Here is a 12,841-nt window from a genome sequence, read left to right as displayed (position 1 = left end):
CGAAAAAGATATGAGTACTCAAATAAACAAAGCTGTCCCAAATAGCACGGTAACCCGTGACCTGAGGGACCTGGACAAAAAAACCGATAACATTTACGAATCAATTGTCATCATCAGCAAGCGTGCCAATCAAATTGCTGTGGACATGAAAGAGGAGCTTAACGGCAAATTGGCTGAATTTGCCACCACCAACGATAACCTCGAAGAGGTTTTTGAAAATCGCGAACAAATTGAGATTTCCAAACACTACGAACGTTTGCCCAAACCGTCCTTGGTCGCGGTCGATGAGTTTTTGAACGACAAAGTCTACTTTAGAAACCCCGCAAGGGAAAAAGATGAAGAGTAGTGTCCGTCGGGGGAAGGCATATTCTGCTGGGCATATGCGGTAGTATCGCCGCTTATAAATCGGCTCATTTGACCCGTCTGTTGGTCAAAGCCGGCGCCCATGTTCAGGTCGTGATGACCCCCGATGCCACCCAATTCATTACTCCGCTTACCCTTGCTACGTTATCGGGTAATCCCGTACTGGTAGACTACTTCGCCGCCAAATCCGGTGAATGGAACAATCATGTACAGCTTGCCCTTGACGCCGATGCCATTTTAATTGCACCGGCAAGTGCAAACACGCTTGCCAAATTTGCCAATGGCCTCTGCGATAATCTGCTCTGCGCAGTATACCTCTCCGCCAAAAGCCCGGTTTTCCTCGCCCCGGCGATGGACTTGGATATGTGGGCTCACGACAGTACCCGCTCGAATATTTCCCGCCTCCAATCATATGGAAATCACATTATCCCTCCCGGAAATGGCGAATTGGCGAGTGGTCTGAGTGGAGAAGGCCGGCTTGCAGAGCCCGAGGAAATATTCGCAACGTTACAGGTTTATTTTGGAGAAGGCCTTCCGTTGGCCGGCAAAAAAGCGCTCGTTTCGGCAGGTCCCACCCACGAATCCATCGATCCCGTACGTTATATCGGTAATCATTCCACTGGTAAGATGGGATACGCAATTGCCAACCAGCTGCTCCGCCTCGGGGCCGATGTGACCTTGGTGAGCGGCCCCTCCGGCTTGACTCCTCCCGAAAGAGCAACGTTCATTCCGGTAACATCCGCAGCGGAAATGCTGGAAGCATGCCGCTCGCATTTTCCGATGGCCGACATCACGGTCATGAGTGCCGCCGTCGCGGACTATACGCCAAAAGTCACGGCCGACCAAAAAATCAAGAAAACCGAATCCCATCTGACCCTCGAACTGGTCAAAACCACGGATATTCTGGCAACACTTGGAAAAGCAAAGCGTAACGATCAGATCCTGGTTGGTTTTGCACTGGAAACGCAAGATGAAGTGGCAAACGCCGTGGATAAACTTCATCGGAAAAACCTCGATTTCATTGTGCTTAACTCCATGCGCGACGCTGGTGCCGGTTTTGCGAGTGATAGCAACAAGGTGACAATCATCGATAAAAACGACGACAAGGAGGTCTTTGAATTGAAGTCGAAAGGGGAGGTGGCCAAGGATATCTGTTCCCGCGTTATACGCTTACTTAACCGCTGAATCTCTGTCTGCTGGAACTCCGGATATCCAACCGTGCCGGCAATCTCACCGTCTCATATCCTTCGGGCACGCCCTTGCGGGTAATCAATCCGATCAGCTTCTCTGCGGCTAAGCGGCCTATTTCAAATGCGGGCTGGTGCAAGGTGGAAAGGGGAGGCGTAAGCACATCCGCCAATTCCGTATTGCTAAAGCCAATCAGCGCGATATCTTCGGGGATGCGCTTTCCCATTTCATGGAGCACGCTGAGACTCTGGGTAGAGAGCTGGTCCGTTGCCGTAAAAAGTGCATCCGGCGGTACCTCCAGACTAAAAAGGGATTGAATGCCTGCTTTTACACAGTCTTTTAGCGTTATGCCCGTTACCGGTCGGCACAGACGGATAAGCGTTTCGCCGTACATCAGGTGGTTTTTTCTCAAGGCGTCCAGATAACCAGCGCCCCGTTGTGACGCGAAATGGATATCCGGACCAATGTTCAGCATCGCAATGCGCCGGTATTTGTTGGCAATGAGGTGTTCCGTTGCCTGAAATGCTGCCTGGTAATTATCAATGCCCACCTGATCGGATTGGAATCGCTCACTTATGCGGTCAAACAATACAATGGGTATCCCTGCTTCCCGTAACGCCAACAAATGTTCAAAATCAACGGTTTCGGCAGAGGGCGATATCAGAATGCCTTCCACACCCCGCGCTTCCAATTGCTTAAGGCATGACTTTTCCTGCGTAAGCGATTCTTTGCTCTGCATGATGATGATCTCATACCCTGCTTCCGTACAAGCCCCGTCAATGCCGTCCAGCATCCGAGATACAAAACTGTTGTCGATCGAGCATACCACCACTCCTATAGAACCGCTCTTGCCTTCTTTCAGACTCTTGGCCATACGGTTAGGCAGATATTGGTTAGCCCGGGCATAGGCGATGACCCTTTCCTTGGTGTCCTTGCTGATTTCGTAACTGTCTCGCAATGCTTTGGAAACCGTCGAAACCGACAAACCCAATGCATTGGCAATATCCCGTAAAGTCATATGGGGCATGGTACCAAATAAATAAAGGATAAAGATAAGCATTCCACACGAATTACATCAATGGATAAAAGCCCTATCTTTGTCCTTTACGTCTTCATCAAAGCGCATGAATAAATATGTTCAAAGAGGATTTTTGGGTGCTTCACTGGGCGCGGCCCTGTGCGTACTGGGTACGTTTCTCATGAAGCAAGACTTCCCCATCTATAAATGGGTGCTGGTGCTCGGAGTAATCGTATTTGGCATCGGATTTTTGACGATTTTGTATGGCCTTATCCGTAAAATCGAACGCAGAAGCATCCTTGACGAACGAAAGGAGCGACAGCAGAATGATGAATAAGCCCAATCGGAATCCATTTACAAACGCACGGCGAGGGATTTTTGAGACCTTTCGCACGGAACGGAATTTTAAGATCCATACCGGTTGTGCTGTGTTGGCCATTGCATTGGGGATCATAACTCGTCTGTCTGTGTCGGACTGGCGGTGGATTGCACTTTGTATAACCTTGGTATTTGCCTTTGAACTCCTAAACACGGCTCTTGAGGCTATGGTTGACCTGGTGTCTCCTACTTACCATCGCGTGGCTAAAAAAGCCAAAGACGCCGCCGCAGGAGCGGTGTTGGTCGGCGCAATTTTTGCGCTGTTGGTCGGGGCGTCGATATTTTTGCCCAAATTAGGGGTTTATTTTTTCGATTGATATGCAGCATAAAACGCGCGGCATCGTCTTAAAAACCACCAAATATTCGGAAAGTAGCGTGGTGGTGCAGATATTCACGGAAAAATTTGGACTGCAATCCTATATCGTCAACGGTGCCCGAAAGCCTAAAGCAAAGATCGGAACCAACCTATTGCAACCGCTGCACCTCCTTGACATGGTGGTTTACCACCGCGAAAATGCGTCCCTACAGCGCATTTCGGATGCCCGTCAGATGCCTCCGTTGCAAAGCATACCTTACGATATTATTAAACGTACCATTGCGCTTTTCCTCAATGAAGTGCTTTATAAAAGTCTCCGTCAGCAGTCTCCCGATGTACCATTATTCGACTATCTCTTCCACGCAATCTCTTGGTGGGACGCCACGGAAAAGCCTGCGCTGAACTTCCATTTGTTTTTTTTGGTGAAACTTACCCGTTACCTGGGATTTAGCCCTACCTTACCCAAATCAAACGAACCCTTCTTTGATTTGAAGGACGGCGTTTTCTGCCACACGTTGCCCGCCCATAGATGGGTCCTGCAAAATCCGCAGACCCTTTTCTTTGCCCGCTTGCTTACCTGTTCGTTCGAAGAATTGGCGGTACTGCGAATCCCTTCGTCCGACCGCCGTATTTTGCTGGGTAAAATTCTTGATTTCTATCGATTGCACATTGACCACCTCGGTGAGATCCATTCTCACGACGTGCTCGAAGAGGTTTTCCGTGAGTAAATCCTTCCGCAATCTTTTTAAAACGGTGATTCAAACAAAAAACGGCCCGGTTTGTTTCAAGAATAAGAATGTTAACCAATCCGTATACCATGTGGAACGAAGAAGACAATACGCTCTATCAATCATTCACCTTCCGGGATTTTTCCGAAGCGTTCGCTTTTATGACACGGGTCGCCCTATTGGCCGAACAACACAATCACCACCCCACGTGGACCAACACCTGGAATAAAGTGGAAATTTGGTTGACCACGCACGATGCGGGCAATACAGTAACCGAGAAAGACCGCAAGCTCGCACAGGCGATAGATAACCTACGGTAATGCCCACAAAAAGTAACCCCATTGCGCGGTTTAACCAAGTATTGCTGTTCATAGTATTGGTGTTCGCCATACTCTATTTTGCTAAACCATTTCTCATTCCCATTGCGATCGGAGGAATGATGGCAATGCTGCTTGTTCCTGTATGCAAACGACTGGAGCAACGTAAAATTCCGAGGGGTCTTGCGGCGGTCCTGTGTGTCCTGCTTACGCTCTTACTGCTGCTCGCAGGCGGTTATCTGGTTTTCCGTCAATTGGTCGAACTTGGAAACGATCTGCCGATGATCGGCAGAAAATTAAATGGAATGCTGAATTCCGGCCACGATTTCATTTCCGAGCATTTTCAGTTGCCCGTCGCCAAGCAAAAAAAATATTTGCAAAGCCAAATTGCAGGGTTATCAGACCTAGCCGGACAATTTATCGGAGATATTTTCCGGTTTATTCTTTCCTTTCTGGTACATGTACTGATCATCACCGCATACTCCGTACTGTTGCTGATTTACCGGCGGAGGATCAAGAATTTTGTGCTTTCGCTGGTTTCCTACTATGCGGGAAAGGAGCGTGTTGCCGAAGCCAGGGACATCGTAGATAAGACCGCAGCGGTAGCCAGCGCTTACCTGGCGGGTGTATTCTCGGTAGCCCTTATATTTTCCGTCATCAATACAACCGGACTTGCGATCATCGGCGTAGAAAATCCACTGTTTTTCGGCGTGATGGTTGCCTTCATCAACATCATCCCGTATATCGGCTCGGTCGCCGGTAGTTCGGTCGTTGTGCTTTATACGCTTGTCACTAGCGACTCATTGCTTACACCCATTATCGTGGCGATATTTTTTATTGTCATGCAACAAATCGACAGCTACATACTTACCCCAAAAATTACAGGCAGCAAAATCCAACTTAACGCCCTGTTCACCATTATGGCCCTGTTGCTCGGCAGTCTGGTCTGGAATGTGGCTGGCATGATTTTATTTGTTCCGTTTCTCGGTGTGGCTAAAATAATTTTCGACCATGTGGATTCCCTGAAACCTTATGGTAACCTTATCGGCGACCGGGACGCACGGGGATGATTGCAGATCGGTAATAACTATAGCTGTATATCGGTATGGTTTATTGAAAAAGAGACGGAAGCGGATGCCGTAAAGACGTAGATGCCGTAAAAAAGCCGGCTATTTTTGATAGCCGGCGAAATACAATAAATATATACGAAAATAATACTAGATTATCTTAACATTTACCGCATTTAAACCTTTTCTGCCTTGTTCAACATCATACGAAACATTGTCGTTTTCGCGGATCTTGTCGATAAGGCCTGATGAGTGGACAAAAATCTCGCTCTCACCTGAATTGGGTACGATAAAACCAAAACCTTTGGTTTCATTGAAGAATTTAACTACTCCTTCTGCCATTGTATTGAAAATTAAAATAATAAAAACTCAAATGTATATAATTATTTGGAAACCAAGTAAAAATATTTACAATAGAATAGCATACATTTAGCAGCTAAGGACTTATCTATGATTTATTTTTGCTATTTTAGCACATCATGCTTATATGCAAACGTACCTGCAAAGGTACCCGTTTATGTAGGGATTTAGCCTCGGTTAAACGTACTGACTATCGCATTAATTAATAACGCTAACTAAACGTCATGAATTATCAAGTAGCCTCGCTGAGAAAGCTGGATGATGAAAATCAGAAAATTGGTAAACTTCCTTTTTCCATCCGTATATTACTCGAAAATGTCCTGCGAAATCATGATGGCTTTGCGATCACCGATGAGCATTTGGATACGTTGATAAATTGGAATCCTTCAGGGACCGATAAAGAAATACCGTTTAAACCCGCCCGTGTACTGATGCAGGACTTCACGGGTGTCCCGGCTGTTGTGGACATGGCCTCCATCCGGGCAGAAGTCATCCGAAAAGGTGGAGATGGAAGTAAGATCAATCCCGCCGTGCCCGTTGATTTGGTCATCGACCACTCCGTACAGGTTGATTACTTCGGTACGAACTATGCGTATCTGAATAACGTTGGATTGGAGTACGAGCGCAATGCCGAACGCTATGAGTTACTCAAATGGGGCCAGCAAGCGCTGGATAATTTCACCGTCGTACCGCCGGGTATGGGCATCTGCCATCAGGTCAACCTGGAATACCTGGCAAAAGGCGTCATTGCCCGCGATGGCTGGGCCTTTCCCGACACATTGGTCGGAACCGACTCGCATACCCCCATGGTAAACGGAATTGGAGTTATCGCCTGGGGAGTAGGTGGGATAGAGGCGGAAGCAGCAATGCTTGGACAACCTATCTACTTCACGTGCCCACAGGTCATCGGACTAAAATTGACCGGCAAAATTCCCCCGGGTTGTACGGCAACGGATATGGTGCTTACCATTACCAAACTCCTGCGCGACTACGGTGTAGTCGGAAAATTTGTGGAGGTATTCGGCGATGCATTGGATTTTCTCAGTGTCACAGACCGGGCTACGATTTCCAACATGTCACCTGAGTTCGGTTGTACGGTTACGTATTTTCCCATAGACAATCAAACGCTTGAATACATGCGACGCACCAATCGTTCAGAAGAACAGATCGAATTGGTGGAAACCTATTGCAAGGACAATTTGCTGTGGCGCACCGGCCACGAGCAAATCGTATATTCTGATGTGCTCGAATTAAACCTGGATACCCTGGAACCCACGGTGTCCGGTCCGAAAAGACCCCAAGACAAGATATTGGTAAAGGATTTCGCTTCGCAATTTTCAAGTCTTCTTGAGAAAGAATACCGCCGCAACTATATCCCTGTTAAACAACGGCAGGAACAGGCGTGGCTATACGAAGGTGGGTCAGGCAGCGAATTTACCTACGAAAATCGCTCGACAGCTGATACGATACAGGTTGAAAATGAAAATATTCGCTCCGTACGGATCAAGATCAAAAACCAGGAATATGTGCTGAGTGATGGCAGTATTGTCATCGCGGCCATTACGAGCTGTACGAATACGTCCAATCCAGCCGTTATGGTGGGCGCCGGCCTCGTAGCAAGAAAAGCCGTAGCACGTGGCATACGTACCAAATCCTGGGTCAAAACGAGCCTCGCCCCTGGATCGAAAGTGGTAACCGAATACTTGCAACGGGCCAATCTTCTGGAGGATCTGGAAGCCTTGCGTTTCCATACCGTCGGTTACGGGTGTACTTCCTGTATCGGAAACAGCGGTCCGCTGCCGCCACACATTGCCGAGGCCGTCGATAAAGGGGATCTCGTTGTGGCATCTGTACTCTCCGGCAACCGAAATTTTGAAGCACGCGTACATCCGCAGGTGAAGATGAATTTCCTGATGTCGCCTATGTTGGTCGTTGCCTATGCCCTGGTAGGACGGGTAGACGTCGATCTGCTCAACGAGCCGCTAAGTTATGATCCCAATGGCAATCCGGTATATTTACGTGATATCTGGCCCACGCAGGAAGAAATAGCCGATACCATCAACCAATGCATGCGTACATCCGACTTCAAAGATGTGTACGACGTTATTTTTGATGGCGGCGACGACTGGAAAAAACTGACAGCCCCGCAGGGTAAAAATTTCGAGTGGAACGAACAATCCACCTACGTACAGGAAGCACCGTTCTTCAAAAATATCAGCAGCGAACCAGTTCCCGCCCAGGATATCACCCATGCCAACGTGCTTCTGTATCTGGGAGATTCGGTCACGACCGATCATATTTCGCCGGCTGGGTCGTTTAAGTCCGATTCCGCCGCAGGCAGCTACCTGATTTCAAAAGGGGTAGACCCCAGAGACTTCAATTCCTATGGTTCACGCCGTGGAAATCACGAGGTGATGATGCGCGGTACGTTCGCTAATGTACGTATCCGGAATCGGATAACCGAAAAAGAAGGCGGGTATACCACCTATTTTCCCTCGGGCGAAACGCTTTCGGTATATGACGCAGCCATGAAATATGCCGAAAGCCAGACTCCGTTGATCGTGTTGGCCGGCAAGGAATATGGAAGCGGATCCTCGCGCGACTGGGCAGCCAAAGGCGCAAATTTATTGGGAATAAAGGCGGTTATTGCCGAAAGTTTCGAACGGATCCACCGTAGCAACCTCGTCGGGATGGGCGTGGTACCCATGGAATTCCCCACCGGAGAAAATGCGGAATCCCTCGGATTGGACGGAACGGAAACCTTCGATATATCGGGTATATCGGGCGATCTTTATCCACATAAATTGTTAAACGTAAAAGCAACCAAAAAAAACGGAGAAATCATCGAATTTCAATCCAAAGCGCGGTTTGATTCGGCCATTGAAATTGAATACTACCGCCACGGCGGTATACTGCATTACGTGTTGCGGGGATTCCTGAAGAAATAGGCAAATCGGCGGGCTGATTAAATCCAAGCTATCCAAACGCGTTCCAACCCTGTGCTTTGATGGGATGCGAATGGCCCGATTTGGAAATTAACTCGCTGCCTGCAGACGCTTCGGTGATATGCCCGATTACGCTGATGTCCGGTTGGTTTTTTAGTTTCTCATAATCCGCTTGCCGGATTGTAAAAAGCAATTCATAATCTTCGCCGCCGCTCAGGGCACAAACCGTCGGATCCAAGCCGAAGTCCCTGGCCGTATCATACGTCATTGGATCAATCGGGATTTTCTCTTCGTACAATCTGCATCCTTTTTCCGACGCTTTGCAGATATGCAGGATCTCGGAAGCCAGTCCATCCGATACGTCAATCATGGCGGTTGGCCTAATTCCCAACGAAGCCAATAGTTGTACAATATCTTTCCGCGCTTCTGGCTTCAGCTGCCGTTCAACGATGTAATCCTTTCCTTCCAGATCCGGTTGTATATTCGGATTCTCCAAAAAGATCCGCTTTTCGCGCTCCAGCAACTGAAGTCCCACGTAAGCTCCACCCAAATCGCCGGATACGCAAATCAGATCCCCTTCCTGAGCGCCGCTGCGATAGGCGATCACTTCCTCACTAGCATAACCGACACTGGTTACGCTGATAACCAGTCCCTGCGCCGAAGCGGACGTGTCGCCTCCCACCAGATCCACGCCGTATTTTTTACATGCCAGCAATGCACCTGCATACAGCTCCTCTACCGCGTCCAATGGAAATTTGCTCGACAAACCGATGGAAAAGGTAATCTGGGAAGCCATTCCATTCATAGCATAGATATCACTCAGGTTTACCTGGACCGCTTTATACCCCAGATGCTTGAGCGGTACATACCGTAAATCAAAATGGATGCCCTCCAGAAGCAAATCTGTGGAGAGTAACGTCTTCTTCCCCGAAAAATCCAACACAGCGGCGTCGTCACCAATACCTTTATCGGTAGTTTCCTGGGTTAATTCAACCGATTTAGTGATGTGATCGATTAATCCAAATTCACCTAAACGCGTTAAATTCGTCTTCTCTTCGTTATCAAACATGTTGCTATGATTCAAGAATAGAGATGAAAGATTACCTAAAGCCCCAATCGTTCGGAAATCTCCAGCATCCGTTCGATGGGGCGCCTGGCCCGCTCAATCACATCAGCTGGTAAATTTACTTCAGGAAGTTCAAATCTCATGCAATTATACAACTTCTCCAAGGTGTTAAGTTTCATATAGGGGCAGTCGTTGCAAGCACAGGCATTATTGGGTGGTGCAGGAATAAAAACCTTTTGGGGATTCGCTTTCTGCATCTGATGGATAATGCCGCTCTCCGTTGCTACGATAAAAACTTCAGCAGCGCTTTCTTTGGTATATTTCAATAGACCCGAGGTAGAGCCGATGTAGTCCGCAACGTCCAATATTTCCTTTTCACATTCGGGATGAGCGATAAATTTAGCTTCCGGATAGGTCTTCCTGAGCTGCGAAATGCGTTCCTGGGAAAAAATTTCATGCACCATACATGCTCCGTTCCATAGAACCAGGTCACGACCGGTTTTCCGTCTAACATAATCACCGAGGTTCTTATCCGGTCCGAAGATGATTTTTTGCTCCTTTGGCAAGCTATCCACAATCTGTACGGCGTTGCTCGAGGTGCATACGATATCGCTGAGAGCCTTCAGTTCTGCGGTACAGTTTACATACGTGATGGCAATGTGATCCGGGTATTGCTCTTTAAATTTTGCAAACAGATGTGGCGGACAACTGTCGGATAATGAACACCCCGCTTTCAAATCAGGCAGAAGCACTTTTTTCTCCGGCGACAGAATCTTGGCTGTTTCCGCCATGAAATGTACACCTGCGAATACGATGACATCTGCTTCTGTTTTGGCTGCCTGTTGCGAAAGTCCGAGGCTATCACCGATGTAATCAGCTATATCCTGTATTTCCGGCTCCTGGTAGTAATGCGCTAACAGTACCGCATTTTTTTCTTTTTTAAGTTTGTTTATCTCGTCGACCAGATCCAGCGTCGGATCAATCGGTTTATCGATGTAACCCTTTGTGTTTAGTTCAGTCAGTAGTGCTTCCATGATTATACAAAGGTACTAAACAATTTGATTCCGTTTTTACGTTCCCCACACGCTCAATTAATAATAAATGGTTTTATATATAAATGATTTTATTGTTTGTTAGGGTGTTGGTTTTGTGAAAAATATCCGACCATTTTATTTTGATTTGTCGGTTTTCGTTTTCTTTTAACATATTATTAACATTAATTTAATCGGTATATATTGATTTACAGCGGATTTTATTTTCGCTAATTTGTTTTTCCATATTTCTTTGTATACGGTTTATTGGGTGTTATTTGTTAATATTGTGCAGTATATCTGGGGATTTTTTCCTGGTGACTGTGAAGAAATGGTAAGAATTATAGGTAATCGGCGACTTTTCATTTTTATTCAACGGTTACTCTACAGATTATCCACAGGTTTTCGGTCTGTTTGGATTTTATTGATTAATTCGGTTTATGCACGAAATAGATTTTTTGGTTATTGGGTCCGGCATCGCCGGATTGAGCTTTGCGTTAAAGGCAGCTAATCATGGAAAGGTGATGATTATTACCAAAGCTAACGAGGATGAGTCGAATACGAAGTATGCACAAGGCGGAGTGGCGGTAGTTGTGGATAAATCCGATTCGTTCGAGAAGCATATCGCTGATACACTGGTTGCTGGCGACGGGTTATGCGATGTTAACGTTGTGGAAAACGTTGTGAAAGAAGGCCCGCAGCGCATCCAGGAAATCATCGATTACGGAACCCACTTTGATAAGAGGAAGGATGGGGTGTATGATCTGGCACGGGAGGGTGGGCATTCAGAACACCGTGTATTGCATCACAAGGATGTAACCGGTTTCGAGATAGAGCGGGCGTTGCTCGAGAAGGTTCATGAGAATCCGAATATACAAGTGTTAACGCATTACTTTGCGATTGACCTGATCACGCAGCACCATTTGGGGGAGTTTGTGGATAAAAGTACGAAGGATATCACCTGTTATGGCGTGTATGTGCTGAATACCGTGGATAACCGCGTGGAGAAAGTGCTGAGTAAGGTTACCGTAATGGCTTCGGGCGGTGCGGGGCATGTATATTCAAGTACAACGAATCCGGTGATTGCTACCGGTGATGGGATTGCGATGGTATATCGGGCGAAAGGAAAGGTGCGCAATATGGAGTTTATCCAGTTTCACCCAACGGCGTTGTACAATCCCGGTGAGTATCCGTCATTTCTGGTATCGGAGGCGGTGAGGGGGTTCGGAGGCGTGTTGCGAAGGAAGAACGGCGACCCGTTCATGGAAGAATACGACAGTCGCGGATCGTTGGCGCCGAGAGACATTGTGGCGCGGGCGATTGACTCGGAGATGAAGAAGTCGGGAGATGATTTTGTCTTTCTCGATATTACCCACCGGAATAAGGAGGATATTTTAAAGCATTTTCCGAATATTTATGCGAAGTGTCTTTCCATTGGTATTGATATGTCGCGCGACTACATACCGGTAACGCCGGCGGCGCATTACCTTTGTGGCGGCATTATGGTGGATGAATACGGAAAGTCGTCTATCCGAAATTTATACGCGTGTGGCGAATGCTCATCGACGGGATTGCACGGTGCTAATCGGTTGGCTTCCAACTCATTATTGGAGGCTACAGTATTTGCACATCGGATATACGAGGATTCGATAGCCCAGGTAAAGTCTATTGTCATCCCAGGAGGTATTCCCGATTGGGACGATTCAGATACCGCCCTTTCCAATGAAGATATTTTGGTGACGCATAATTTGCGGGAGACCCAGAAGGTGATGAGCGATTATGTGGGCATCGTACGTTCGGATTTCCGCTTGGAGCGGGCAATGCGTCGTCTAGGGTTACTTTATGATGAAACCGAGAGTTTTTATAAGAATACCAAACTTTCGGTCAAATTGTGCGAGCTGAGGAATGTGATCCAGGTAGCTTATTTGGTAATAAAATCGGCGATGGCGCGGAAGGAGAGCCGTGGTTTGCATTATACAACTGATTATCCTGAGCGTTCAGAGGAACTGGTGAATACGGTCTTTTGAAAGGCGTTTGGCATTGAAAGTTAGGAGTTAAAAGTAA

At 47.3% G+C, this 12,841-nt stretch carries 13 protein-coding genes; 9 read left to right on the top strand and 4 right to left on the bottom strand.

Annotated features, from left to right (window positions below):
• The first annotated feature begins 10 nt into the window (after nucleotides 1-10).
• Both ACFQRK_RS15855 and coaBC read left to right on the top strand, forming a co-directional pair.
• Nucleotides 11-346: a DNA-directed RNA polymerase subunit omega gene (locus ACFQRK_RS15855; RefSeq protein ID WP_379008457.1), complete on the top strand. Its 336-nt coding sequence runs from the start codon at nucleotides 11-13 to the stop codon at nucleotides 344-346.
• A complete protein-coding gene (gene coaBC, locus ACFQRK_RS15850; RefSeq protein ID WP_379008454.1) occupies nucleotides 346-1,548 on the top strand; it encodes a bifunctional phosphopantothenoylcysteine decarboxylase/phosphopantothenate--cysteine ligase CoaBC in 1,203 nt (400 codons plus the stop codon). The genes ACFQRK_RS15855 and coaBC overlap by 1 nt, the downstream gene beginning before the upstream one ends.
• Here the strand turns inward: coaBC and ACFQRK_RS15845 are convergent.
• On the bottom strand, nucleotides 1,538-2,578 hold the full coding sequence (locus tag ACFQRK_RS15845) for a LacI family DNA-binding transcriptional regulator (protein WP_379008452.1): 1,041 nt from the start codon (nucleotides 2,576-2,578) through the stop codon (nucleotides 1,538-1,540). The genes coaBC and ACFQRK_RS15845 overlap by 11 nt on opposite strands.
• Nucleotides 2,579-2,675: 97 nt before the next feature.
• On the opposite strand from ACFQRK_RS15845, the gene ACFQRK_RS15840 reads away from it, so the two are divergent.
• The 5 genes from ACFQRK_RS15840 to ACFQRK_RS15820 all read left to right on the top strand — a co-directional run bounded on the left by ACFQRK_RS15840 (nucleotide 2,676) and on the right by ACFQRK_RS15820 (nucleotide 5,378).
• Nucleotides 2,676-2,906, top strand: coding sequence for a signal peptidase (locus ACFQRK_RS15840; protein ID WP_379008449.1), 231 nt, complete (start codon nucleotides 2,676-2,678; stop codon nucleotides 2,904-2,906).
• Nucleotides 2,896-3,264, top strand: a complete 369-nt coding sequence (locus ACFQRK_RS15835; protein ID WP_379008448.1) for a diacylglycerol kinase family protein — start codon at nucleotides 2,896-2,898, stop codon at nucleotides 3,262-3,264. Before ACFQRK_RS15840 ends, ACFQRK_RS15835 begins: the two co-directional genes overlap by 11 nt.
• 1 nt (nucleotide 3,265) lies before the next feature.
• Nucleotides 3,266-3,991, top strand: coding sequence for a DNA repair protein RecO (gene recO / locus ACFQRK_RS15830; RefSeq protein ID WP_379008446.1), 726 nt, complete (start codon nucleotides 3,266-3,268; stop codon nucleotides 3,989-3,991).
• A 68-nt stretch (nucleotides 3,992-4,059) separates the two neighbouring features.
• Nucleotides 4,060-4,311 (top strand): 4a-hydroxytetrahydrobiopterin dehydratase, encoded by a 252-nt coding sequence (locus ACFQRK_RS15825; protein WP_379008444.1) that lies wholly within the window; start codon nucleotides 4,060-4,062, stop codon nucleotides 4,309-4,311.
• Complete coding sequence (locus tag ACFQRK_RS15820) at nucleotides 4,311-5,378, top strand: AI-2E family transporter (protein ID WP_379008442.1); 1,068 nt, start codon at nucleotides 4,311-4,313, stop codon at nucleotides 5,376-5,378. The genes ACFQRK_RS15825 and ACFQRK_RS15820 overlap by 1 nt, the downstream gene beginning before the upstream one ends.
• Before the next feature lie 147 nt (nucleotides 5,379-5,525).
• Here the strand turns inward: ACFQRK_RS15820 and ACFQRK_RS15815 are convergent, their stop codons facing one another.
• Complete coding sequence (locus ACFQRK_RS15815) at nucleotides 5,526-5,717, bottom strand: cold-shock protein (RefSeq protein ID WP_379008441.1); 192 nt, start codon at nucleotides 5,715-5,717, stop codon at nucleotides 5,526-5,528.
• Between the two features lie 242 nt (nucleotides 5,718-5,959).
• On the opposite strand from ACFQRK_RS15815, the gene acnA reads away from it, so the two are divergent.
• Nucleotides 5,960-8,683: an aconitate hydratase AcnA gene (gene acnA / locus ACFQRK_RS15810; protein WP_379008439.1), complete on the top strand. Its 2,724-nt coding sequence runs from the start codon at nucleotides 5,960-5,962 to the stop codon at nucleotides 8,681-8,683.
• Nucleotides 8,684-8,711: 28 nt separating this feature from the next.
• Here acnA and thiL read toward each other — a convergent pair whose 3' ends face one another.
• Entirely contained in the window at nucleotides 8,712-9,749 is a 1,038-nt protein-coding gene (thiL, locus tag ACFQRK_RS15805; RefSeq protein WP_379008438.1) for a thiamine-phosphate kinase, read from the bottom strand.
• A 35-nt stretch (nucleotides 9,750-9,784) separates the two neighbouring features.
• Entirely contained in the window at nucleotides 9,785-10,780 is a 996-nt protein-coding gene (gene nadA / locus ACFQRK_RS15800) for a quinolinate synthase NadA (protein ID WP_379008436.1), read from the bottom strand.
• Between the two features lie 437 nt (nucleotides 10,781-11,217).
• Here nadA and nadB point away from each other — a divergent pair, with 437 nt between their 5' ends.
• Nucleotides 11,218-12,804, top strand: coding sequence for an L-aspartate oxidase (nadB, locus tag ACFQRK_RS15795; RefSeq protein ID WP_379008433.1), 1,587 nt, complete (start codon nucleotides 11,218-11,220; stop codon nucleotides 12,802-12,804).
• Nucleotides 12,805-12,841 lie beyond the last annotated feature (37 nt).

Source organism: Parapedobacter sp. GCM10030251 (genome assembly GCF_042666505.1).
Lineage (GTDB): Bacteria > Bacteroidota > Bacteroidia > Sphingobacteriales > Sphingobacteriaceae > Parapedobacter.
This window is presented reverse-complemented; position numbering and strand designations above follow the sequence as displayed.